Origin of the sequence: Pseudomonas citronellolis, from assembly GCF_001586155.1 — a bacterium.
Lineage (GTDB): Bacteria > Pseudomonadota > Gammaproteobacteria > Pseudomonadales > Pseudomonadaceae > Pseudomonas > Pseudomonas citronellolis.
The window spans coordinates 2,848,963-2,870,834 of record NZ_CP014158.1; the positions used below are offsets into that span (position 1 = coordinate 2,848,963).

20 protein-coding genes and 1 pseudogene are annotated in these 21,872 nt (G+C 60.0%); 5 read left to right on the forward strand and 16 right to left on the reverse strand.

What is annotated here, in order from left to right; translation table 11 throughout:
- Nucleotides 1-6: 6 nt before the first annotated feature.
- The 4 genes from PcP3B5_RS12600 to PcP3B5_RS12615 all read right to left on the reverse strand — a co-directional run bounded on the left by PcP3B5_RS12600 (nt 7) and on the right by PcP3B5_RS12615 (nt 3,126).
- The gene (locus PcP3B5_RS12600; protein WP_061561424.1) at nt 7-351 is read right to left on the reverse strand and encodes a hypothetical protein; all 345 of its coding nucleotides are present in this window, start codon (nt 349-351) and stop codon (nt 7-9) included.
- A complete protein-coding gene (locus tag PcP3B5_RS12605) occupies nt 348-1,691 on the reverse strand; it encodes an integrating conjugative element protein (protein ID WP_061561425.1) in 1,344 nt (447 codons plus the stop codon). The genes PcP3B5_RS12600 and PcP3B5_RS12605 overlap by 4 nt, the downstream gene beginning before the upstream one ends.
- A 62-nt stretch (nt 1,692-1,753) precedes the next feature.
- On the reverse strand, nt 1,754-2,692 hold the full coding sequence (locus PcP3B5_RS12610) for a TIGR03756 family integrating conjugative element protein (RefSeq protein WP_061561426.1): 939 nt from the start codon (nt 2,690-2,692) through the stop codon (nt 1,754-1,756).
- A complete protein-coding gene (locus PcP3B5_RS12615; RefSeq protein WP_061561427.1) occupies nt 2,689-3,126 on the reverse strand; it encodes a TIGR03757 family integrating conjugative element protein in 438 nt (145 codons plus the stop codon). Before PcP3B5_RS12615 ends, PcP3B5_RS12610 begins: the two co-directional genes overlap by 4 nt.
- A 623-nt stretch (nt 3,127-3,749) precedes the next feature.
- Here PcP3B5_RS12615 and PcP3B5_RS32145 point away from each other — a divergent pair.
- A pseudogene (locus PcP3B5_RS32145) lies at nt 3,750-3,944 on the forward strand (hypothetical protein); the annotation flags it as partial.
- A gap of 40 nt (nt 3,945-3,984) precedes the next feature.
- On the opposite strand, the gene PcP3B5_RS32715 reads toward PcP3B5_RS32145, so the two are convergent.
- On the reverse strand, nt 3,985-4,092 hold the full coding sequence (locus PcP3B5_RS32715) for a DUF7740 domain-containing protein (RefSeq protein WP_476726661.1): 108 nt from the start codon (nt 4,090-4,092) through the stop codon (nt 3,985-3,987).
- A 467-nt stretch (nt 4,093-4,559) separates the two neighbouring features.
- Between PcP3B5_RS32715 and PcP3B5_RS31410 the strand changes: the two genes are divergently transcribed.
- Together PcP3B5_RS31410 and PcP3B5_RS30635 are read left to right on the forward strand one after the other, a co-directional pair.
- Nucleotides 4,560-5,102, forward strand: coding sequence for a hypothetical protein (locus tag PcP3B5_RS31410; RefSeq protein ID WP_145923895.1), 543 nt, complete (start codon nt 4,560-4,562; stop codon nt 5,100-5,102).
- Entirely contained in the window at nt 5,099-6,409 is a 1,311-nt protein-coding gene (locus PcP3B5_RS30635; RefSeq protein ID WP_082816302.1) for a hypothetical protein, read from the forward strand. The genes PcP3B5_RS31410 and PcP3B5_RS30635 overlap by 4 nt, the downstream gene beginning before the upstream one ends.
- Nucleotides 6,410-6,698: 289 nt before the next feature.
- Here PcP3B5_RS30635 and PcP3B5_RS12620 read toward each other — a convergent pair whose 3' ends face one another.
- The 10 genes from PcP3B5_RS12620 to PcP3B5_RS12665 form a co-directional block, all read right to left on the reverse strand.
- Nucleotides 6,699-7,613, reverse strand: coding sequence for a LysR family transcriptional regulator (locus PcP3B5_RS12620; RefSeq protein ID WP_061561428.1), 915 nt, complete (start codon nt 7,611-7,613; stop codon nt 6,699-6,701).
- Nucleotides 7,614-7,692: 79 nt separating this feature from the next.
- The gene (locus tag PcP3B5_RS12625) at nt 7,693-8,778 is read right to left on the reverse strand and encodes a methyltransferase (protein ID WP_061561429.1); all 1,086 of its coding nucleotides are present in this window, start codon (nt 8,776-8,778) and stop codon (nt 7,693-7,695) included.
- Nucleotides 8,779-8,782: 4 nt separating this feature from the next.
- Complete coding sequence (locus tag PcP3B5_RS12630; protein WP_061561430.1) at nt 8,783-9,820, reverse strand: NAD(P)/FAD-dependent oxidoreductase; 1,038 nt, start codon at nt 9,818-9,820, stop codon at nt 8,783-8,785.
- 4 nt (nt 9,821-9,824) lie between these two features.
- Entirely contained in the window at nt 9,825-11,702 is a 1,878-nt protein-coding gene (locus PcP3B5_RS12635) for a class I tRNA ligase family protein (RefSeq protein WP_061561431.1), read from the reverse strand.
- Nucleotides 11,703-11,789: 87 nt separating this feature from the next.
- Entirely contained in the window at nt 11,790-13,022 is a 1,233-nt protein-coding gene (gene lysA / locus PcP3B5_RS12640; protein WP_061561432.1) for a diaminopimelate decarboxylase, read from the reverse strand.
- Nucleotides 13,019-13,411, reverse strand: coding sequence for a cupin domain-containing protein (locus tag PcP3B5_RS12645; RefSeq protein WP_061561433.1), 393 nt, complete (start codon nt 13,409-13,411; stop codon nt 13,019-13,021). The genes lysA and PcP3B5_RS12645 overlap by 4 nt, the downstream gene beginning before the upstream one ends.
- Before the next feature lie 19 nt (nt 13,412-13,430).
- Complete coding sequence (locus PcP3B5_RS12650; protein WP_061561434.1) at nt 13,431-14,693, reverse strand: ATP-grasp domain-containing protein; 1,263 nt, start codon at nt 14,691-14,693, stop codon at nt 13,431-13,433.
- A 17-nt stretch (nt 14,694-14,710) separates the two neighbouring features.
- Entirely contained in the window at nt 14,711-15,886 is a 1,176-nt protein-coding gene (locus tag PcP3B5_RS12655; RefSeq protein ID WP_061561435.1) for an MFS transporter, read from the reverse strand.
- A complete protein-coding gene (locus tag PcP3B5_RS12660; RefSeq protein WP_061561436.1) occupies nt 15,883-17,184 on the reverse strand; it encodes a SidA/IucD/PvdA family monooxygenase in 1,302 nt (433 codons plus the stop codon). The genes PcP3B5_RS12655 and PcP3B5_RS12660 overlap by 4 nt, the downstream gene beginning before the upstream one ends.
- Before the next feature lie 466 nt (nt 17,185-17,650).
- Entirely contained in the window at nt 17,651-17,848 is a 198-nt protein-coding gene (locus PcP3B5_RS12665) for a DUF7740 domain-containing protein (protein ID WP_061561437.1), read from the reverse strand.
- Nucleotides 17,849-18,025: 177 nt separating this feature from the next.
- Here PcP3B5_RS12665 and PcP3B5_RS12670 point away from each other — a divergent pair, with 177 nt between their 5' ends.
- Both PcP3B5_RS12670 and PcP3B5_RS12675 read left to right on the forward strand, forming a co-directional pair.
- Nucleotides 18,026-18,397: an MbcA/ParS/Xre antitoxin family protein gene (locus tag PcP3B5_RS12670; protein WP_061561438.1), complete on the forward strand. Its 372-nt coding sequence runs from the start codon at nt 18,026-18,028 to the stop codon at nt 18,395-18,397.
- Nucleotides 18,394-18,918, forward strand: coding sequence for an RES family NAD+ phosphorylase (locus PcP3B5_RS12675; RefSeq protein WP_061561439.1), 525 nt, complete (start codon nt 18,394-18,396; stop codon nt 18,916-18,918). Before PcP3B5_RS12670 ends, PcP3B5_RS12675 begins: the two co-directional genes overlap by 4 nt.
- A 12-nt stretch (nt 18,919-18,930) precedes the next feature.
- Here the strand turns inward: PcP3B5_RS12675 and PcP3B5_RS12680 are convergent, their stop codons facing one another.
- Entirely contained in the window at nt 18,931-21,768 is a 2,838-nt protein-coding gene (locus tag PcP3B5_RS12680) for a conjugative transfer ATPase (RefSeq protein WP_061561440.1), read from the reverse strand.
- Nucleotides 21,769-21,872 lie beyond the last annotated feature (104 nt).

The window sequence follows — 21,872 nt, forward strand, 5'->3', positions numbered from 1 at the left end:
TCCAGGTCAGCCGTGCTGAGCGAGTGACAGCGTTTCCTGCACGGCGAGTGCGGCGACTGCGGCAAACTCGGTGCACAGCAGTCGTAGCCGGGCAGCGGGATCCGGTTCGCGTGCCAGCACGCGTTTGCGCATCCACAGCCAGCCCCGAGCGGTGGTGGCATAGAGCAGTATTCGCCAGGCTAGGAAGTAGCTGCTGTGTGTCGTCAGCCATACTTGCCAGGTCAAGGCGCTACCCGCCAGGCGGAGGCCGATCGCATTGATCACGGCAATGACTGCAAGCAGCAGGATGCCCCAGGCAAAGAGCGCGCCTTTGCGCCGTAGCCATCGAGGGCATTGCAAGGTGCGACTCACGGAGTGGCTCCGTCGCTTGAAGGCTGCTGCAGCTTGTCCAGGCGGTCGCGTGTCGGGTCGCCCTGGTAGATACCGCGAGAGCCGGCGGCGCGCGTACTGTGCCGTTGGATGATGGTGGTCGGTGAGTTGGCAGCCAGCTCACGGCGCAGCTCCAACTCGGTTTTCAGGCTGAGGATCTCCCGGTCGAGGACATCGCTCTCGTTCGAAACCGCTTTCTGTGCCAGGTCGTTCGCGGCGACGTTCGGCTCCTTGCGGCCGGTCAACAAGGTGCGCTGCAGCAGGAGGGCCTTCTCCAACACGCTCGCCAGCGCAACCTCGGAGGCCAGGCGGCGGGCGAGCAGGTCTTGGTCGGGTTCGTCCCTGAGCGCCTCGATGACGCCGCGGGTGATGGGCAGGGAACTGCTGCCGGCGGCCTGCAGGTTTTTGATGCTCATGGTGCGGCTGCCAGCAACCAGCTGCTGCAGCGCCTCCAGCTTCGCCTCGTACTCTTCCTGGATCAGTGGGGGGAGGCCCACTCCCGGGGTGGCGACGCTCTTGGTGCAGGCTTCGCAGGTCCGTTGTTCCTGTTCGCCCAGCACCCGTACCGCCCAGTTGGCAGCGGCGTCTGGAGAGCTCCAGGTCTGGCAGGCGAGATTGCCGCCACATTGGCTTGTGTCGATCGAGCTGCCGTCGGTGGCATCGCGGCCGTTGACCAGGTTGTAGCCGGCGCGCGTAACGTCGCTGACGATGCGTATCGGGCGTTGTCCTGAGCCGCCGGCATTGTCGCCGCCGACCCAGGGCACGCCGTCGTTGCCGTGACTGGTTTCGGCTTGCTCGACGGCGGAGACGGCGTCATGGCTGGCGACCGCCTGCTTCAACGCCATGCCTTCGGCTAGCTGGTCCCATCCGAGCTGGCCGCCGGCTGTGCTGGCCATCTTGTCGGCCATGCTGCGGCAGGTCAGCTTGGAGCGGTCGAAGTCGAGCCGGGCTTGCAATACTCCATTGGTGAGCAGGTTGTAGAGCCCCGGATCGGCGCGCTGGATGATCAGCGCCGGCAGCGACGCCACGGCCGAGGTGGCGTTCTGGATGACACTGCTCATGATCGTCTGGAAGCCGTTGGTCAGGCCGTTCAACTGGTTCTGGATGGTCGTGGACAGCGACATGTTTCCGCAGATCAGGTTGTTGTTCCAACCCACTCCGACACCAAGGCCATGCATGCTCGAGGCCGGTGACATCGAAACGGCCTGGCCGCCGCCGATGCTGTACAGGACGTCGTCGCCGATGACTGAGCCTTGCTGCTGCGCGCTGTACTCGCTGGCTTGTGCTCCGAACAGTGGACAGGCCATCGCGAAGGCTCCCATGAGCAGCGCCAGACTGCCGAAGCGAATAGGTGAGGGGGAGGGCCGACGCACGCTGGCATTCCTCACTCGAAATCCGTGCTGCCGAGAAACACTTGGCCGCGTCGCTGGCAGCAGCGGTAGGGGCGCCACAACGCCCAGGCGTAGTCTCCCTGCGGCGCCTGCACATGCTGCGCTACGTTGGGGAAAACCGCGCAGGTGGACGACAATGACGGAGTCAGCTCCTGCCATTTGCCTGTCGCCTCATCGCCCTCGATGAGAGCCCCTGCAGGCCAGTAGCCGTCTCGAGGAGTGGCGAGCAGAGGCTGGTAGACATGGATCTGTCCGCGGCGAGTGACGATGTCGCCAGCGCGTTGAGCCACCACGGCAGCGGCTTTGTAGTCATCGGCCTGGTGAAGAAAACCGCCGCGCGGATAGACGTTGCCCCAGAGGTTCAGGGATGAGCGCCTACCTATCTCGCGTGTGCCCGGCGTGAGGGCCTCGGGATAAGCCAGCTCCGGCACATCGTAGCGCCAGGCGAGCGTATCGAGGGTGCTCAGCAGGTAGGGCATGAAGGCGATCCCTGCACCTCGGCAGGCGTAGCCCGAGGCCGCGGCGAAGCGGCTGAGGGCATAGCCTCCGGGATGGCCGAGCACGTCCGTATTCTTGAATTTCGCCAGGTTGTTTTCGGTGTCGTGATTGGTCGTGCCGTCTCCACCGGCTTGTGCGGTGAAGTTGGGAGGGCTGAGTGGGCGTACTTCCACCCAGGGGGTCGCTCCGGTATCCGAGTAGCTGGACACCACCGCATCGGGCACGTAGTGCCTGACCTTCACCGAGGTGCGTATCGAGCAACCGCCATGGCTGCAGTACAGCCAATAACAGATGCCCACGATGTGGTAGGCCAGGCAATCGGGGGACGCAACCGAGGCCACGATGGTCGCCGTGTTGAGGGCAAACGATGGCGCAGCTGCCACCAGCAGGAAGAGGGTGGCGATGCCGGCGCGCAGGCGGCGAGGGCGCGTCATGGTTGCGTCCCTCGGTGCGCCTCGATGAGCGCAACCGCCTTGGCGACGTCCGGCTCGCCATAAACCACGTAATGTCGATCGACGACCACTGCAGGAAGGGTGGTGATGCCCAGGCTCCAGGCTTCCAGTACTCCGTGGTAGGCGGTTGCTATGCGTTGCTGAAGCTCTTCTCCGCCGCTGGCCAGGCGCTGCTGGATGAGTGCTGTGCTGCGATTGATATCACAGGGCAGGTGGGCTGCTAGTTCGGCCTCTATGCGTGCCGGCAGGTCCAGTTCGATGATCCGCACATCGGCGGGGGCCTGTACGAGATGCAGGCTGTCGGTGACGACGAGGATCTCATCGGCTCGCGCCTGCGAAGCAATCAGTATCCCGCACAGCGCTATGGAGAGCAGGAACTGCTGCGAGGAACATGGGCGAGCGAACAGCGATGGCATGTCGAACTACCGCAGGATTGGTCATGGCGATAGTTGACTTGAGGGGGCTGGGGGCGGCGACATACAAACGGAAATCGCTTTGTCCCCATTCTGGGAAGCACGTGCTGTCGCTGAAAATAAAAAAGCCGTCCAGGAGAGGGGACTCTAGACGGCTTTGCCCCAAAGGCATGACCAGTGGGGTAACGGCATGATAGGCCGCCACTTCACAAAACAGAAGCCCTGCCTTGACGAGGTTCCATAGTCAGGGCCGATTCAAATTTATAGTGCGGGTTGGCGAATGAAGGATCAAGCATTTCTGCTGTATTGAATGCGTTAATCGTCACTTCGGTTGGTTGCTGTACAAGAAGAGTAGAAAGGGTTGGCTGCGCTCTACCATTTGCCGTCTAGCCACCGAACCTGCTCGGGCACTTCGCCCGCAAGCGGCGCGAGGACGAGCGTTTCGGCGACTACCTCATTTGTGTCGGCTACGTGAGCGAAGTACTCGACGGGCCGGACTTCAAGAACCCGAACCGCGCTGCCGCCGGTCGGCAGGAGGCGCCTTCCCATGCCGATGCCGGCAACTGAGGCGCAAGCGGCCCGCGGGAACACCCAACTCGGGTGCCCTTCGGGTTCATCAACCCGTCCTGGTCGCAGGGCCGCTATGGAGAGCGCAGCATGAGCCGGCTTCATCTGGAGTAGCCCCCAATTTCGAGCAGGACACCTCCCTCGGGCCGATCCGCTTCCACGAATGGGCGGGGACTCCTGGGGTAATCCTGTTCTCGCACCCCGCCGACTTCACCCCGGTATACACCACCGAACTGGGGCTGAGGGGCTCTTTGCTGTTGATGATCGAGAACATCAGGTGCTACGTAGTATCGCCTACGCACAGCGTTTGGCAGTGGCTTTCACTGCTTTCTCGGTACCATGGATTCGTACGGCGAGCAGCAAAGTGATTGTTGCGTCAGCCACGGTCACAGCGGAACCCACAGAGGCGGATCTGTCCAGCAAGGCCGGCTGGCCGATGCTACTATCTTCGATCCTAAACTGGCTCAGGCTTTAGGCGCTATGCTACGTGTGAAGCGGACACGTGGCACCGCTCAGGAAACTCTGGCCAACTTGGTGGGCATCGAGCGGCCGCATATGAGCAAGATCAAGCACGGGAGGAACCTGTCCCTACCTTGATGATTACCTTCAAGATTGTGGGATTTGGAGTCGCCGAATTGACTGCTCGGAGTGGAAAGCAAACTCAAAGCTTGAAGCAAGCCTTATGCGTTAAGCTAACGGGTCACTACCCACTAGATGGATAGTCACCTGTCTAGATTTCAGGCTGTTTGCCAGCCTTGCATTGGGATAAAATAGATATCAAGTGGTAAGGTTTCTCATTTCGTCACGTGGTGGCCTCTAATCAACCTAAAAGGAAGAGCTAGAGGCAAATTTTATATGTAGAGTTCCTGATGTCCAGAAGAAAGCCGCCATCTCGGATAGTAGCGCAGCGATCTAGGAATAACGCGAATCGGAGGCTAAGTAACACTATGCCGACGGGAGATTTGCGAGCAGCGCTATCGGCCCGCGTGAAATATGGTGCGTATTCGAAGCACAAGTACAATCCATCAGCATACAAACTTACCCCTTATGCGGGCATGGATGTTGAACGGACTTACTGTGATGCACATGCTCACTTTGGAAAAGGTGACTCTCACCGTATTAAAGACCTTCTTAAGAGAGGAGTAATGCTGGGGCTTTGGTCGGATCAAAAAGATGGGGATGTTCCGAGCTTGCTTTGGACAGTTGACGAGACTGGTTGGATTTTTGAGCTTAGAATTACTAACTCTGACCAAGCCTTGTATCATGGATATCCGCTTCTTCCAGAGGATGCTTTTGCGAGACATATCTTGGCTAGGGCTAGAAGCGTGGCTTTCACAGATGGCGAATTTCCGATAGGTCAAGACCAAGGCGTGCAAGCCGCCATTGCAGCAGCGGAGATCTTTTATCGATGAGTGCTTCGGGCTATTTTAATTTCAAAGCTTCTTGGCCAAAGGGAAGTGATGATGTGGCTGAGATACTTATTCGAGTGGGTGAAAGGGTCGTCTCGAGAATTGCAGATACTGAAAAGCAAACTGTAAGAGACTACTTTCGAGCCTCTTCTACTAGCCTGGCTCTCTGGATGGCAGACAACTGGTGGCGCCTGCGCTGGGAAACTATCACTGATTCAAAATTTCCCTCAGTGGATTGGCGTTTGCGCCATGAGTTGAACTCTGCAAGTGGTGGTGCATTATGGCCACCTGTGATGATATTCAGCGTTGGAGATCGTATTGCCTTTGCTCCAAGCATTGGCAAGAGATTCATTGATGGTCCTCAGTCATATTTTGATTTCAAGATTGGTATGGTTGCGGCCAATGAATATGAGTTGGAGCTCGATAACTTCTTTAAGGCCGTTCTTGAACATTGTGCCATGACGGTAGATGGGATGGCTCTTTGTTCACTGCTCAAACAGATTACTGTTGAGCGTGAAGATCCTGAACTTGCTGCATGGAGGCGTTTGGAAGCTTGTCTAGGGTTTGATCCAGATGCGGCCCCAGACGAGGTCATTGAGGCATTAGTCGAACTAGAAAATGTCGCTGGTGAGGATGGGGTCGAAGAGGCCGCTTATGCCCAGCCGGGACCAGGCGCAGCGCACTCCCTAAGACTTGCAATAGAGGCAACCCAGGAGTCAGCAGCGCAAATTGATCTAAGTTTAGCAGATAGCTTGACGCGTGACTGGAATCTACCGACCTATGCGACTCCATGGCAAATGGCAGAAGCAGCTGCAGCAGAGCTTAGATCCATAATTGGCGTTCCGAGAGGCTTGCTCAAGCATAAAGTATTCGAGGATCTTTTCAAGGTGCGATGGGACGAATTGAAGTCGGTTACTGCAACTGCGCGACATCTTCCATATGGCGCTAGGATTAGCGATCCAGGTAATAAGTCGCGTGTGGCTTTGCAAACCTCTACCTCTAGACCATATGACCGTCGTTTTGAGTTGGCTCGACAGTTTGGTGATGCAGTATGGAAGCAAGATGCAGAATTTGGTGTGGTTAGTCGCTCAAAGAGTGATCGGCAAAAATTTCAACGCGCTTTTGCACATAGTTTGCTGTGTCCTTTTGATGATCTCCAACAGGCGCTTGATGTGAATTCGCCTACGCTCGAGTCTATGCAAAAAGCTGCTCGAGCTTTCGGTGTAAATCCATCTGTAGTCCGCAATCAGTTGGTCTACAAAGGATATCTTCCGTTTGAGAATACTAACGAAGAAGCCGAAGCTGTTTAGGTCGTCCCCACATGTCAAAAGAGGAGTATGGAGGAGCGAACAGCGATGGCATGTCGAACTACCGCGGGATTGGTCATGGCGATAGTTGACTTGAGGAGGGGGAGGTCGGCGATACCCAAACGGGAATCGCTGCGTCCTGAAAGATTGGCCGTCGTGCTGTCGGCAGTGCAACATCCACTGGGATTAGTAGGTATGCGTCATTGGCGCAACTAGCGCTTTACGATGACTACTGACATGCAAGAACTAGTTGCGACTTGAACATATGAGCGCTCTGAGCAGCCCATGTTGCTCATAGGTGTAGTAGTTGTTGGGCCAACTGCTCGCAGCAATGCCGCAAGGATTGGATGAACTTGTCAACCAGCGGCGAGTATGGGCGATGGAGCGGGCGCGCAGCACAAAGAGTATAGGGAATGGACAGTTCCACTCTTCGTAGTTCGAGGCCTAGCTTGGCGTAGGCGAGGGCGGTGAGTGGATTGATGATGGCCACACCCAGGCCTTGGGCGACAGTGGCGCAGATCGCGGCGGCACTGTGGGTTTCCACCAGCAGGCGGCGTTGGATTCCGTGATTGTCGAAGTACTGGTCGAGACGAGTCCGGTAAGGGTCGCTGGTCGCCAATGAGATGAAGACTTCATCCTGGAAGTCTTCAGCCCGTACCACCGCGCGGCTGCTCAGGCGGTGTCCCTCGGGCAGAATGCAAACCACGTCGCCGGTGAAAATATGCTCCAGCTCGGAGCCTCCAGGGGCGTCGCTATCCTCGATAAGACCCAGGTCATAGCGCTGTGAGGAAATCCACTCGTTGAGCAGAGGCGAGTCCTGGGGCGTGATGTTGACCGCGACTTCGGGATACAGGTCAAGGAAGTGCTTGCAGACCATGGGTAGTACGGCCTGGGAAAAGGCTGGCAGGGTAACCAGGGCGATCTGGCCGTGCTTGTACTGGCGGATCGCCTCAGCCGCCTTGTTGATTCGCTCCATGCCGAAATAGGCACGCTTGACTTCGTCGAACAGCAGCAGTGCTTGCTCGGTGGGAATCAACTTGGCATTGGCGCGCTTGAACAACTGCAACTGGGTAATGCTTTCCAGGCGTCCCAGCTCTCGGCTCACCGTCGGTTGCGAGGTATGCAACAGAGCGGCGGCCGCGGTGGCGCTCCCGGTTGTCATCAGGGCCCAGAAGATTTCGATGTGACGCAGGTTCAGGGAGGCCATTCCGTAGGTGCCTTGTTGCAAATCCTTTGCCTGAGCATATCAAGCGCGAATGCCTTTTGTTAGGTGATTTACTTTTAATCTAGCGTCTTTGTGCCATCACTGTATCCCGGCAGCCATGGGCACGGTTGTAATGGACCTGCGCCTGTTCGAAGCCATTGTCTTGCAGCAGTCGGGTCAGGCCACTGGCGGTAAAGTTCTCGCCTCCCTCCGTCAGGAGTTGCACGTATAGGCTCATCAACGCAGGGAGTATCGGCCCTCCCAAATCGTCATCGAGCAAGGTTTCGCTGACTACCAGCCAGCCACCTGGACTCAGGTGCAGGTAAGCGTTGGCGAGTAGGCGCCTTTGGTAGTCCAGGCTCCAGTCACCGAGTACGGCCGAGAGCAGCACTATGTCGAAAGGCGTTTCCAGAGGAAGGGGGCTGAAGATGTCGCCGGCTTGGCAGCGGATGCGGTGCTCAAGACCCTGTGCCTGAATTTGCTCCTGAGCGTGGTTCACCGCCTTTGGTAGATCCACGAGCATGATCTGTGCGTCGGGCAGGCCCCGGGCAAGTTCGATGGCCACCTGGCCACCGCCGCCGCCCAGGTCGAGAACACGCAGAGGGCGATCGACGGCTGTGTGGCTGGCGATAATCTCCGCCAAGCGCGTACCGGCACCCCGGCTAAAGGTATTCATGGCGGACATGAACAGGTCGAAGTCCTCGGTGCCCTTGTCCAACTCCGCATAGAACTCACTGCCGTCGCGACCACCCAGCCCCAGGCGGTGGCAGATGGGGGCTTGACGGCGCAACGAATCGCTCAGTTCGGCGAACAAGGGATAGACGTGGCGGCGATGGTGGGTCATCGCCGCGCAAAGATTGTCGGGGCTGTGCCTGGAGAGCAGCTTGCGGGCGTCGTCCGAGCAGTAATATCGCTCTTCCTCCTGTCGCACCAGGCCCACTGAGAGGCAGAAGCAGAGCAGCTTGCGGGTCTGCTCGGGAGATATCCCGCAATGGACTGCCAGTTCGTCCAGGCGTGCCCCGGGGGTTTGGTCCAGGTGGCTGAACAGATCCAGTTCGGTGCAGCTGAACAGCGCACCGGACATCATGTAGGCGTTTATCAGCGTATGAATCAGCGGCTCCGAACTGTTCAGACGGCTGCGAAAATCGATGCTTCCTTGGTTGCTCATGAGTTCACTCGAAATGCTGGTTGATGTAGGCGAGTGTTGCCGCGGGCGCATACTTGAATGCGCTGCCCTGGCCGAAAGCCAGGACGTGAAGGGTCTTCGGCAGTAGCTCGGGCCGTGGCGGTTCCGCCAGACACCAGGCGTCGGCTGAAAGCAGGCTGCGGATGCTCTCTGGCTGTGCTGTCAGTTCTGGCAGATAGCGTTTGAGCTGTGCCAATGCGGCGTTGCATTGTCGGGCGCCGCGGTCGGGCAGGAGGCTGGGTGGCACGTCGAAATCTAGCTGTGGTAGTCCGAAGAGCAGGCCGCCGCTGGCGGTGGGGCGAGCGTGGAAGCCGCTGTCATGCTCGACCACAAAGGGCATGTTTGGCACCGGTGATTGCTCCAGGTAGTGGATGGTCACGGTGCGATTGCGCACTTGTGCCGGCAGACCTAGGTGTTGCAGTAGCGTCTGGGTCCAGTAGCCACTCGCGAGAACCAGTTGCTCGGCGTAATAAACCCCGCTCGCTGTATGCAGGCGATGCCGGTTGTCGCCGGTCGTTAGACTGATGACTTGGCGGCCGAACTCCAGGCATACCCCCAACTCTCGACAGCACGCAAGCAACGCTAACCAGACTTGGCGAGCCTCACGGTATCCGGCGAGGGGATCCTCGATGGCCCAACTGATCGCCTGCCAGTTGAGTTGCGGATAACGTGCTCGCAGTTGCTCCCTGTCTAGGACACGAAAGCCACGACACTCGGCGTCTTCCAGAAGTCTCTGCTCGCTATCCTGGTTCAGGCAATACAGGCTTGGAGTTGGGCTGTAATCGAGGCTTGGCGCCAGGTCCTCGTAGAAGCCATGGCTGTCCTGAACCCAGGTACTGATCTGAGGGTTAGGGTCGAAGAAGCGGATACCTGCGCCAGAGCTGAGGGTGGCATTGTTGGGCCGTACCTGCTGCTCCAGCACGAGTACCCGCTTTCCGCGCCGGGCCAGGTGGATGGCTGTGCATAGGCCGATGATACCGGCCCCGACGATCAGCACGTCCAGTTTGCGATCTGCACTTTTCAAGGGGTTATCCAAGCAATTGCGCGGTAGCCGTGGGCATCAAGCAAGCCAGGTGCTGGCGTAGCCCGAGCATCGCCGCGGACTCGAGGTAGAGGCTGGTGCGGCGCTGCTCGACAGCGGCCTGTGCGGTGTAGTGCTCCCGGGTCAGGTGCTGGAAGCGCGCCAGGCTGTCGACCAGTTGCAGCAGGGTGGTGGTGAACTGCTTGACCGAATAGCCGCAGGGCGCGCTCAAGGCGTTGTCCAACTGCTGGCGCAATTGTTCGAAGCTGCGTCCATATTCCTGGTGCAGTCGCTTCCAGGCGCCGCCCTGTTGCAGGTCGAGGTCGGCAGCAAAGCTGGCCAGGCGTTGTCGGTGGGTGCTAGCCAGCAACTGCAGACGTTCGCCCAGGTCCTGGCGAAACTGTTCGAACTCCTCGTGCCGATAGTTTTCGCGCTGGGCTTCAGGGCGCTTGAGTGACAGGTAGAAGCGGTACCAGTCGGTATCGACCGGGTCGGTGAAGACATCCTTGGCCCAGATAGCGTGGTTGCGGCTGGTGGAGAACTTGGACTGCTCCAGGAGCAGGAACTCGTTGACCACGAAGGTGATCTTCAGCTGCTTGAGTCCCAGGGCCGCGAAGAGCCGCGGGTACAGGTACGCGTAGTAAAAGGAGTTGTCGAAGCCCATCAGGTGGATGACATCGACATCCGCCTGGTTGAGCCTGTCGATTGCTTGCGCGGTGCCATCTGGCTCTTGGTCGAAGACGCCTCGGTAGAGTGCGGCCAGATAGCCTGCAGCCATTTCGATCCAGGCCAGGTAGGTTTGCCCTGCCAGTGCAGGGGCCTGCGCGGGGATGCCCCATTCGCCAGTAAAGCTCACCACGTAGTCGCGTTGAGGCTGAAGCTCCTGGTGCCGCAGGTAGGTAGCCAGACGCGGTGGCGCATCGATCTGCAGCCCGGCCTGGGCGAAGTGTTCACGGCATGCGTGCAGGTTCAGTACTGCCTTGGTCTGAGATTTGAGCTGTGGGGTATTGCCACACAACATGCAATGCAGCTTGTCCAGGTCGTAGCTGTTGTTCGGGCTGCCGCAGTCTTCGCATACGCAACCATTGGAAGGCTGGGCGCAGCTTGGGCATTCGCCGCGAGCAAACGCATCGAAGACCTCCAGGCTGCAGTGTTCGCACCATGCGTAACTGTGTGTCTGATGGTGCAGTACGCCACGCTCCTGCAGGCGATGGATGAAGTCATGGACGAAGGGGGCGTGACCCTTGGCATCGCAGTCGTATACCGAGTCGAAAGCCATGCCGGCATGCCGGAAGGTCTGCATGATCGACTGCGAGTAGTGCTCGAACAGTGCCTGGGTCGGTTGAGCACGCTGGCGAGCCTTGAGGTCGACGTAGGACTGGCTCTTGTCTGTACCTACCACCAGGTGGGCATTCTTGCCCTTGCGCTGCAGTTGTCGGCGGATCACATCGGCGGCGATGTAGGGGCCGCAGATATGCCCCAGGTGCAGGTCGCCGTTGGGCGTAGGCGGCGGGGTAAAGATCAGGTGGTGGGTCGAGGAGGGTTGCTCGGCCAGGTTCTGTGGTTCCCACCAGATGCTCATGAACTGGATATCGCAGGCGGCGTCGGCCTCCAGATAGTGTTCGCTGAATGGCTTGATGTAGAGCACATCGCCCGATGCCACGCGCTCCTTGTGGCCATCCTGCACGAACAGGCCTTGGCCCTGCAGAATGACGAAGGTCTCATGCTCATGATGCTGGTGCGGTTGGCTGCGCGTCCCGGCATCGACGGTGGCGTAGGCCGAGCCGAAAGGTGTCTGCAGGCCTGGAACGGGGTAAAGGCGCTTGAGCTGGGTGTCGTATTCACGGCTGATCTTGAACTGCTGGTGCTTTCTAATGGCTTCCATGGCTTCACACGGCAGGTTGCGGGATAGGGGCTAGGTCAGAACAAGGGCGCGTGGCAATGCCTGCACATCGCGCCTTGCCATGCGGGGTCAGAGTTCCAGTTGCAGGAGTTCGTCCAGCCTCTGGCGGCGGCGGATCAACCGCACGCTGTCGCCATCGAGCAGGATCTCTGCTGCCAGCGGACGGCTGTTGTAGTTGGAGGACATGCTCGCGCCATAGGCCCCACAGTCGTGGAAGACCACCAAGTCATTGACCTCCACGCCGGGCAGTAGGCGTTGCTCCGGTTCGCTGCTGGCGGACTGGGTGAATACGTCCCCGGCCTCGCACAGGGCTCCGGCCAGTATTGTCGGACGCTGCGGGCGAGGCGCCTGGCCGGCGTGCCGGGGAATCACCGAAACGTGGTGGTAGCTGCCGTACATGGCCGGGCGCATCAGATCGTTGAAGCCGGCATTGACCAGTACGAAATGGTTGGCGCCTACGTCCTTGTAGGCACGTACCTGGGTGACCAGGCAGCCGGCCTCGGCGACGACGAAGCGACCGGGCTCCAGTTCGAGCGTGACCGGATGACCCAGGTGTGCCTCGATCTGCTTCCTGGCGCTGTCCCAAACTTCGAAGTACTGGTCGACGTCGATCTCGCTGTCGGTCTCTCGATAGGCTACGGGCAGTCCACCGCCCGCGGAGATGGCCTGGATATCGAAGGGGCAGCGGCGCACTTGCTCCACCATCGCCGTGCTGACCTGCTGCAAGTGCTCGTAGTCCACGCCCGAGCCGATGTGCATGTGCAGGCCGATCAGCTTCAATCCGTAGCCCTCGATTAGCGAGTAGCACTCCTGCAGGTTTTCGTGCCAGTTGCCGTGCTTGCTGCTCTGGCCGCCGGTGTTGGTCTTGCGGCTATGACCGTGGCCGAAACCGGGATTGATGCGCAGCCATACCGGGTGTCCCGGGTTTGCCTTGCCGATCTGTTCGAGCATCTGCGGCGAGCCGGCATTGACCGGGATCCCCAGCTCGACCACGCGGGCGATGGTCTCTTCGTCGATGACATCCGACGTGTAGACGATTCGCGGTACGCCATCCTTGTTGTGGAATCCGGCGCACAGGGCGCGTTCGATCTCGCCCAGCGACACCGCGTCGACCCATACCCCGAGGCCTTCCATAAGGCGCAGCAGGTGCAGGTTGGAATTGGCCTTCTGGGCGTAGCGCAGGGTGTCGAAACGGCGTAGCTGATCGATGCGCCGGCGGATGATCGCGGCGTCGTAGCACCAGAACGGCGTCTGGTGCTGCTCGGCGAGCAGCCTGAGACGTTGCGGTTCATAGAGGCTCACTGGGCTTCTACCTCCGCTGCCGCAACGGGCTCCAATTCATGCCAGGTGAAGGCTTTGCGCGCCTTCTGCAACACGTGCCAGGTACCGGAGTAGCCGGCCGGGAAAACGAGTTGCATGCCTGGCAGGAACTGCAGGATCCGACCGTTCCCGTCCTCGATATGAATCTCGCCCTCCAGCAGATGGGCAAACTCATGGCCGGTGAACTGTACGGTGAAGCTGCCGGTCTCGCATTCCCAGAGACCGACGGTGAAGAGGCCGTCGGCAGTCTCGAAATGCTTGTGGAAGGTTTGCACCGGGGCACCGAGCTTGCACTTGTGCGCGGGTGTTTGCAGATGCGAGATGCTGCGGGCGGGGGCCGCCAGCGAAATGATGGAAAGATTATCCAGCATGGTTCCGTCTCCAGCCTGCTCAGGCGGGCTCGATAGTGAAGAGGCGTGCGGAAAGGCGGACGGTCTCGGACATGAAGTCGGGAGTGTGGTCATGGCTGTGCGGCCAGAACCATTCGATGTGGCCCTCGCGGGTCTCGAAGTTCTGGGCAGCGCTTGCCGTCAGGTCGCCTACGCCCTTGTAGAGGGTGAGTTCTCGGACACCCTCGGGAAGCTCTACGGCATTGACCTGGCGAATGACGCCAGGGGCCGACTTGAGGAAGGTCACCGCTGCGGTGCCCTGCCGGCGGGGGGCCGGGAAGCTGTCCTGCAGGCCGCAATAGCTACGGGCGTGCAGGGCATAGAGATCGACGTCCAGGGCGCGATAGACCAGGTCGATGATCTTGTCGCCGGCAGGGCGCGCCCCGACTTCGATGATGTAGGGCTCGCCATTGACGATCTTGATTTCCACGTGGGCAACGCCGAGATCGATACCCAAGGCAGTGCAGGCTTTCTCTGCGGTGGCGAGCAGTTGCTCGTAATCGTTGCCGGCGTAGGGAACCAAGTGGCCCATTTCGGCGAAATAGGGACGTGCCGACAGTTGCTTGTGGGTTACCGCCATGGCCTTGCAGCCCTGCGCTGTGCAGAACACCTCGACGGAGACCTCCAGTTCGCTGTCGAGGAAGGCTTCCAGGTGGATGCGCCTGGCATCGAAGTGCAAGGCTTCGCCGTAGCGCTGCAGCAGTTGTTCGGCATCGTCCAGGGCCAGTTGCAGTTCGTCGCGGTTACGCACCAGGCGCACGCCGCCACTGCCACCGAACACGCTGGGCTTGAAGATGGCGCTCTGTTCTGGGGCGAAGCTGAATCCGGCGACTGCTTCGTCGACCGCCAACGTCTCGGCCACATTCAGTCCTGCGTCGGCCAGGGCCTGCTTCATGACGAGCTTGTCGCGGCAGCGAAGAATCACCTCGTCACCGAGGAACGGTACGTTGTAATGGCGGGCGATGGCCGCTCCTGCTTCCAGCACGAAGTCGTTGACCGGTACCACTGCCGCAGGGATCGCTCCGGTCTTTTCCTGGTAGGCCTGTACCGCCTCGAGAGCACGTTGTGGGTCAAGTAGGCAGGGGCTGGCGATGTAGTCATCAGCCAGGCCCGCGGCGCCGCGGCGGCGTTGCGCAAAAGCCTCCCCGGGGTAAGCCAGGATGACCACCGGCAGGTTTAGCGCCCGGGCGGTGCAGAGCACGGCACGTTCACGCGTGGGAAGGTCGCCGCCAATGAGCAGGGCGAAGCTGTTGGAGTGGCTCATGGTTTCCTCGTGGGATGTCAGGGCGCACGGGCGGCATCATTCGCAGCCGCGCGGGGTTGAGAACGTTGCAGAGTCGACTGCATGAGGAGTGCGATCGACAGGGCGATCAGCGCGAACGGTAAGGCCCATGCCAGCCAGAGGGCATTGAATTGGGCCAGCAGAATCAGCAGCAGGGCTGGGGTTGCCAAGGCGTTCGCCCGGCTCACGGCTTGCCCGACCTCCGCCTCTTCCAGGCGATGGGCGATGGCTGCGCGGATATGCACGCGGGCACCACCAAAGGCCACGCCCAGGACTACGAGGCACAGTGACTTGGCTGCTAGCTGCGAGGGCAATATCAGCCAGGCCAGTGCGGATGCGGCGCTGAGCAGCAGTAACAGTGCAAGGAAGGCGAACAGGCGAGGTCCGCTGGCGCCGGTAATTATCAGTAGCCCCACGAGAGCCATGCCTAGGCCAAAGGCAGCATCCAGCACGCCGAGCTGGAAAAGATCCCAGCCCTGCTGCGTGACGAACACTGGCAGCATGAAGTTGAAGGCGCCGAGCGTCGGCCAGACCAGCAGCAGCGGTATGAACAAGGACAACGGCAGGGCAGGTGTCGAGGCCTGCCGCACTTTGGCTGGCGGCGCGTCGGCGCCGCCGCCAGCCTGGTAGCAGATCGCAGCCACCAGCAGGAATATCGCTGCCAGCAGCACTGCGAACCCAAGATTACCGAGCAGTGGTGTGAGAACTGCCGCCAGCAGCGGGCCAATCATCAATGCGGCTTGGCTGCTGGCAGTTGTGGCCCCGCTAACGCGTTGCACCAAGGCTTCCGGCAGTCCGCGCAGAACCTGGGTGAACCACATGTCCAGGCTGGCCTCTAGCAGCAGGAAGAGCAGCCAGACAATCAGGTTGGTCAGCAGCAGCGCTATTGTCTGATAGCGGCTCAGACCTGCGATCACCCCCAGTACCGCCAGCCCACCGAGGAAGCGCGCACTCATCTGCCGGCCGTTCATTCGCAGCGAGAGACGGCGGACCAGTGCCGGCGTGACGAAGGCCGGAATGAATGAACAGAAGATCGCGACCGCCAGAGGCAGATAGCTGACGCTGTGCTGGTGGAGAATATTCCACGTTAGCGAGACCAGTAGAGCGCCGGAGGCCAAGCGATAGAGCGTGGAGCACAACAGGAAGGTCATGGTGCCACGGGAGTAGGCGCTCATACGGCGATATCCCTGTCGACTCGAGGCGCTAGGTGACGCTCGACCATGTCCTGGGCAACCTCGTAGGCACGCCGGGAAATGACGGAGAGGAGGGTATCGCTCAGCCCGTGGGTAGTTTCCGACATCCCCTGGATATAGATGCCAGGCAGGAAGTCCTCGCGCGTCTGCAGCGCATAGTGGCGGCTCAGTACCGGTTGGGTATTAGTGGATGTCTGCCAGTAGGGTTTGAGCGCATTGAGCAGGCTGTTGTTGTGCCGGCGGTGGTAGCCGGTGGCGAAGATCACCACATCGGCCCCACGGACATGCTCGTGGCCGTCCAGTGTGGATTTGAGTCGGACCTGGATGCCGTCATCTTCGAAGTCCAAATGCGCCAGACGGGAAAACTTGAGCACGCCGAAACGCTGGCGGCTACCGTCGATCGAGGCTTCGTACTCTTCGCGGTACAACTGCTGAATCAGGCTGAGGTCCGCTACCGAATAATTGCTGTCCTTGTGCCTGGCAAGCAGGTTGCTGCGCTCGGTCTCGTTCAGGCCGAAGAAACGGTCAACCATGCTGTGGTCGAACATCTCGTTGATGTAAACGCTATCGTCCGCTTGCTTGAAACCAATTCCGCTGCACACCACATGCACGTCCGCATGGCGGTAACGATCAATCAGGTATTGATAGATTTCTGCAGCGCTCTGACCTGCGCCTACTACGAGGAAGCGGTGGGGCTTGGTCGGGTCGTAGTGTTCGATGCGTTGCAGGAAGGCAGAAGAGTGGAAGACATGTGGATGTTCGGCGGGGGCTGGCATCACCGGTTGGCCACCGATCGCCAGGGTCAGGTTGCGCGTACGCACGATGTTGACAGCTTGGGTACGAGTATCGCGTACCTGCAAGTCCAGATAGGTGACTTTGCTGTTGTGAATTACCGGAACTACGGCTTCTACTGAAGAAGAATAACGAATTAATCCCTTAAACTGCTCTGCCGTCCAGCGTAAGTAATCGTCGAACTCCTTGCGGCTTGGATTGAAGTCGCGCAAGTTTGCAAAAGAGGCCAGACGACCTTTCTGGTGCAGATAATTGACGAAGGTATAGCGGCTGGATGGATTGCGCAGGAAACACAGGTCCTTCATGAAGGAAATCTGCATTTTTGCATTGGGCAACATCATCGGATGATGCCAGCTGTGCGAGGTTTTGGACTCCAGGAACAGGATCGAGCTATCGCGGGTTTCGACCGCAAAGTCTTCTTTCAGGGCAATAGCGAGTCCGATATTGGATGGGCCAAAGCCCACGCCAACCAGATCGTGCACATCCATGCTGGGTATCTCTGTGTATTGATAAGGTTCGAGCGGAAATCCTGCCGGGAAATGAATTCCCGTCAGTGGGCACTGGGCTTTGAGTTTTCTATTAAATGTGTTTTCAGAGCGTTGATAACGTCGGTGTGCTTAACATACTTAAAATAAAATGCGGGTGGAAATATCAATCCTTAGGGTACGGTTTCAGAACTGATATACCCCGCTGAAACGTGCAGATTGCAGGTTGCGGTGAGTCTCGTGGGTTATTTCCTCAGGCGGCACGACCCTGAGTCATCGTCCTGGGCGATCCGGTTGGCAAGATCGAGCATGAGGCGGCCCATGGGTATCGAGCTCCAGCTCCTGGGACCCTGTGGACCCACCCTGCTTTCTCGGGGTGTAGCTTGGCCGGCGAGGATTTGTGCCTATTCCCCGAGGTGCAGGTATTTAAGAGGCGACCGGCCTTTGAGGTCGGAGCGAACCAGACGAGCTAGTCCAGGCTCAGGTTCTCGGCGATATGGGCGACGAGCTTCAGAGGCTCCTTGCTATTGACGATTGAAAACATCAAGTCACGCTGGCTGCGAGGCAGGGCCTGGGCACAGCGCTTGGCCGTGGCTTTCACCGCTTTATCGGTACCATGGATTCTTGCGGTAAGCAGCAGGGCGATTGTCGCGTCAGTCAGTGTCACTGCGAGGGCTCGTCAACCGGGCAAGGGATTGGTGGGCGGGTAGTGTACCGCGCAATGGCGGGCGATACGGTAGGGACGAACTGGCTCTGCGCCTCTCCAGGCGAAGTGGATGAGTTTGCCGAGGGTTCATTTTGGGTGCAAAATAAGTGCATGCTCTCTGCGTCAGGAGTTCGACAGATGAATACTGTGCTGCAAGAACCCTTTGTCGAGCGGTTCCGCGAGCCCAACACGCCCTACCTGTCTCCGTCTAAGGTCGGTGACTTCTTTGGCTTCCGGGTCCAGGAGTTGGCCGAGCGCGCTCACGTGCATCGCAATACTCCGACTGCCCGGCCCCAGGCGCCGCAACTGCAGAAGTATCTGCAGGACATGGTGCGAGTGCTGGCGGTGGCCACCGAGATGACCGGCGATGTCCAGCGGGCGGTTTTCCTGTTGCGCAACGAGCCGCTGCGAGCCTTCGGCTACAAGACCGCTGACACTCTGATTCAGGAAGGTCGCGCCGATGCGGTCATCGCCTACCTGGAATCCTTCGCCGGCGGTGCGGCCGGATGATCTCGAAGATGCTCGGCGCCGACGGCGACGAGGCCTTTTACCGAGTCATCGTGCCGGCTTATGCCGGCACACCCTTGTCCGGGATGGGGGCGGCGCGCCAGGGAGGGCGGTTCAACCGTCCGGACCAGGAGGCGTTGTACCTGGCACTGGATGAGTCGACGGCGTTGGCCGAATACAAGCAGGACAACCCGTGGCTACGTCCCGGCACGATCTGCACGTTCTTCGTCAACGGCCTGCGCGTCGCTGACTTGAGCGCCGGTTTCGATCCGGATCACTGGCCGCCGCTCTGGGCCGACTACACGGTGGACTGGCGAGCGGAGTGGTTCGACAAGTCGGTCGAGCCGCCCACTTGGTACATGGCTGACGACGTGGTCGCTGCTGGGCTGGACGGCATTCTGTTCCCTTCGCAGGCAAGGCCGGGTGGAGCCAACCTGGTGATCTATAGCAGCTCGTCCCGGCCTGCGGCGCAACTGCGTGTCTATGATCCGGACGGAGCCCTGCAGCGCTTGACTCCTCAGTGAGGCAATACGTGCTTAGTGCCCGAGTCCCGCCATACCGGCACAAGATGTAATGCCCCTGTTCCGGTCGATGGCTTCTGCAATACGGAGTGCAGCATCCAGCTCGCTGATGCCGTATTGCTGCATGAGCTGGTAGCGCTCGGCTTTTTCCTCCGGCTCGGTCTGTGCCAGGGCGAGGTAGAGGCTGGGTGGGATGGCTCGAAACAGCAGTTCCATGCTGCGCGACAGGATCACGCCCTCCGAGAACTTGCCGGACTCTTTGCGTGCGGAGAGCATCAAGGTCTTCTGGGCTGGCGTGAGTTCGCGGAACTTCGCAATTTTCTCTACTTCGTCCGGCGGCATGCTGAGACAGAGCCACCATTCCATCATGTTCAGCATCGGCTCGGCGGCTTTGGGCAGATCATCCAGGTTCTGTGTGGCCAGCCAGAACCATGCACCCAATTTCCTCCACATTTTGGTCACTTTCACCACGTAGGGTGCGAGCAGCGGATTCTTGGTGATGATGTGCCCTTCATCGGTGACGTTGATCATCGGACGGCCGAGGAACTGGTCGCGCTCGGCGATGTTGTTCACCGTACTGATCAGCGATATGTAAGCGATCGAAAGCTGGGCGTTGTAGCCCTCGCGGGCATAGGTGGCCAGATCCACGATGGTGATGTCGGCCTCCGGCCACGGCGAGCCTGGGCGGTCGAACATGTCACCGTCCGCTCCTTGGCAGAACATGTCCATTGCGTCTGCCATTTCCAATAGCCGCGCGCGCCGAATCTCCGGCAGCGTGCTGTCGCGGCTGCGCTCGCGTAGCGCGTCCCGGACGTCGCGCGTGAGCGTCGTGCGTTGCTCGGCGACGCAGCATTGCGCCGCATCGAGAATGCACTGGCGGATCAGGCTGCGGTCGGCGCGCGTCATGCGCGCTTCCTCGCGCTCTTCACCGCCGGTGATCATCAGTCGCGCAGTGATCTCCAACTCGCCGAGCACGTCGCGCTGCTCATCGCCCTCGTCGGTCGAGCTGTTGTCGTCATCAAACGCGTCGGCATCGAGCGTCTGAACCTGGCTTGGCGTATCAACTAAGCGCCAGGCATCGGCGAACGGCGCGAGACTCACACCTGCACCGGGCGCGAGTTTCACACGGTGCACCGTCAGTTCCAACCGGGCAGCGAAGTCGCCGAACAGGCCGAACGAGTTGCCTGCTTCGACGATGAATAGCCGCGGGCGGTAGACTGCCATGACCTGGTTGAGCAGGTTGTTGAGGGTGGCGCTCTTGCCTGAGCCGGTCGGGCCAACCAGGAACAGATGGGCGTTCATTTGCCGGTCGGCCCTGTTCAGCGGATCAAAGGTCAGCGTGCTGCCACCACGGTTGAACAGGGTGATGCCTGGATGTCCTGTACCCTGGCTGCGCCCCCATAAAGGAGCCAGGTTGGCCGCGTGTTGGGCAAACATCAGCTGGGTGTACCACTGCCGCTTGTCCTTGCCCGGATCGTAGACGCAAGGGAGCCAGCGTAGATAGGTGTTGAGCGGGGCTACCTCATCTTCTTCCCGCACAGGCTGCAGACCAGCACCGAGCAGCACATTGCCGAGCTGTAGTCCACGGGCCTCCAACTCGGCCTGATCACGCCCACGTAGGTAGAAGGTGAGGGCGCCTCGAAAGAGCTTGTGCGCGCTGCCGATCAGTCCACGAGCCTGCTGCACGTCGCGCCGGGTCTGCTCGGACGCCAGGGTGTCGCCGACCGCCTTGCGGGCCAGGTGGTTGAGGTGCGCCTCGAGGACATCCTGCGGAGTGATGACCAGCGTCAGGCACAAGATCGTGTCCTCCGGCATCTGGTCCATCAGCGCATTGATGGCATCGCCCTTGTGCGTCTCGCCGGTGAGGTGTCCGGTGGACGGTGCCGTACGGAGGCGGTCGATGGTTATGGCGCGGTGTGGCCATCCATCGAAGTGCCAGGTGCCTTGGGATACATCGGATCGTGGCTGGCCGAAGAACAAGCGCTGAGCAAAATCGGTGCCGCTGGCCAACTCGATCTCGCCGGCTTCCTGCTCCTGCGGGTAGTGGGTCAGTGCGTAGAAGCGTTCCTGATCGGCGGGTGCGGTGCCGAGCAAGGTCGGGTACGGGTTGAACCAGCGCAGCAGCCAGGCATGGATGTCCGGAGCGTCGATTCGCTGGCAGCGCACACCAGCATTGGCCAGGCCTCCGGTAAGGCGATCGCAGATCAGGTTGAGGGCCTGTTCGGGTGTTTGTCCTCGGCGAGTGGCGGCTTGGCCAACGTGACGATAGACGACCAGGCGGGTACGGCGGATCTGGCCACGCCAGGGCAGGCGGGTAATGGTCTTGTCTTCGAACAGCCCGCCGGGCTTGGCGATAGCGCCCAGATGGTGGCGGAAGAACCGTAGGTAGAACTCGGTAAATGCCGAGCCTTGGGCTCGGGGCTGGATGTAGTCGCGCAGCGTGCCAAGGTAGGGCTCCCAGTCTGTCTCGTCCTGGGCGTAGAGTTGGACTACCCACGGGTTGTCATCCAGTTCGTCGAACGCGTCCTGTAGCACGTTCTCCAGCGTGTCGCGCACCTGCAACAGCCAACTCGGCTCACGGCCTTCGGTGCCGATCGGCTGCAGCTCGAAGAATGCCGCCACGGAGTGCCCGTCGTCCAGCAGCATGCAGCGCGATTCGGGTAAGTACTCGACCCATGGCAGTAGGTCGACGAAAGAGGGGGATGCGTTATAGAGCGCCTGCTCGTCGGCCAGGGTAGCTGGTTGCTGGCAAAAGCGTGCGCTGCCAGGCTCGGAAATGCCGTGGGCATGCAGTTCAGCAACATGGTGCTGCCAAGTATCTTGACTAGGTTCTGTATTCTGCTCGCGCGACATGCCCACGCCTTTTGATGATTGGGCTGCCACTATTGAGGAGGCGGGCATTTACCGCGTGCAATAAACCGCTTTTCCACTCTCCTGTTTATGCTGCTAGGACAGTG

What these genes read in the sequence shown, in the direction of transcription:
- PcP3B5_RS30635 (WP_082816302.1), top strand. Translation starts at nt 5,099, where the DNA reads ATGAGTGCTTCGGGCTATTTTAATTTCAAAGCTTCTTGGCCAAAGGGA.
- PcP3B5_RS12620 (WP_061561428.1), bottom strand. Translation starts at nt 7,613, where the DNA reads ATGGCCTCCCTGAACCTGCGTCACATCGAAATCTTCTGGGCCCTGATG.
- PcP3B5_RS12650 (WP_061561434.1), bottom strand. Translation starts at nt 14,693, where the DNA reads ATGAGCCACTCCAACAGCTTCGCCCTGCTCATTGGCGGCGACCTTCCC.
- PcP3B5_RS12645 (WP_061561433.1), bottom strand. Translation starts at nt 13,411, where the DNA reads ATGCTGGATAATCTTTCCATCATTTCGCTGGCGGCCCCCGCCCGCAGC.
- PcP3B5_RS31410 (WP_145923895.1), top strand. Translation starts at nt 4,560, where the DNA reads ATGTCCAGAAGAAAGCCGCCATCTCGGATAGTAGCGCAGCGATCTAGG.
- PcP3B5_RS12610 (WP_061561426.1), bottom strand. Translation starts at nt 2,692, where the DNA reads ATGACGCGCCCTCGCCGCCTGCGCGCCGGCATCGCCACCCTCTTCCTG.
- PcP3B5_RS12670 (WP_061561438.1), top strand. Translation starts at nt 18,026, where the DNA reads ATGAATACTGTGCTGCAAGAACCCTTTGTCGAGCGGTTCCGCGAGCCC.
- PcP3B5_RS12655 (WP_061561435.1), bottom strand. Translation starts at nt 15,886, where the DNA reads ATGAGCGCCTACTCCCGTGGCACCATGACCTTCCTGTTGTGCTCCACG.
- PcP3B5_RS12615 (WP_061561427.1), bottom strand. Translation starts at nt 3,126, where the DNA reads ATGCCATCGCTGTTCGCTCGCCCATGTTCCTCGCAGCAGTTCCTGCTC.
- PcP3B5_RS12660 (WP_061561436.1), bottom strand. Translation starts at nt 17,184, where the DNA reads ATGGATGTGCACGATCTGGTTGGCGTGGGCTTTGGCCCATCCAATATC.
- PcP3B5_RS12635 (WP_061561431.1), bottom strand. Translation starts at nt 11,702, where the DNA reads ATGGAAGCCATTAGAAAGCACCAGCAGTTCAAGATCAGCCGTGAATAC.
- PcP3B5_RS12625 (WP_061561429.1), bottom strand. Translation starts at nt 8,778, where the DNA reads ATGAGCAACCAAGGAAGCATCGATTTTCGCAGCCGTCTGAACAGTTCG.
- PcP3B5_RS12680 (WP_061561440.1), bottom strand. Translation starts at nt 21,768, where the DNA reads ATGTCGCGCGAGCAGAATACAGAACCTAGTCAAGATACTTGGCAGCAC.
- PcP3B5_RS12605 (WP_061561425.1), bottom strand. Translation starts at nt 1,691, where the DNA reads ATGGGAGCCTTCGCGATGGCCTGTCCACTGTTCGGAGCACAAGCCAGC.
- PcP3B5_RS12675 (WP_061561439.1), top strand. Translation starts at nt 18,394, where the DNA reads ATGATCTCGAAGATGCTCGGCGCCGACGGCGACGAGGCCTTTTACCGA.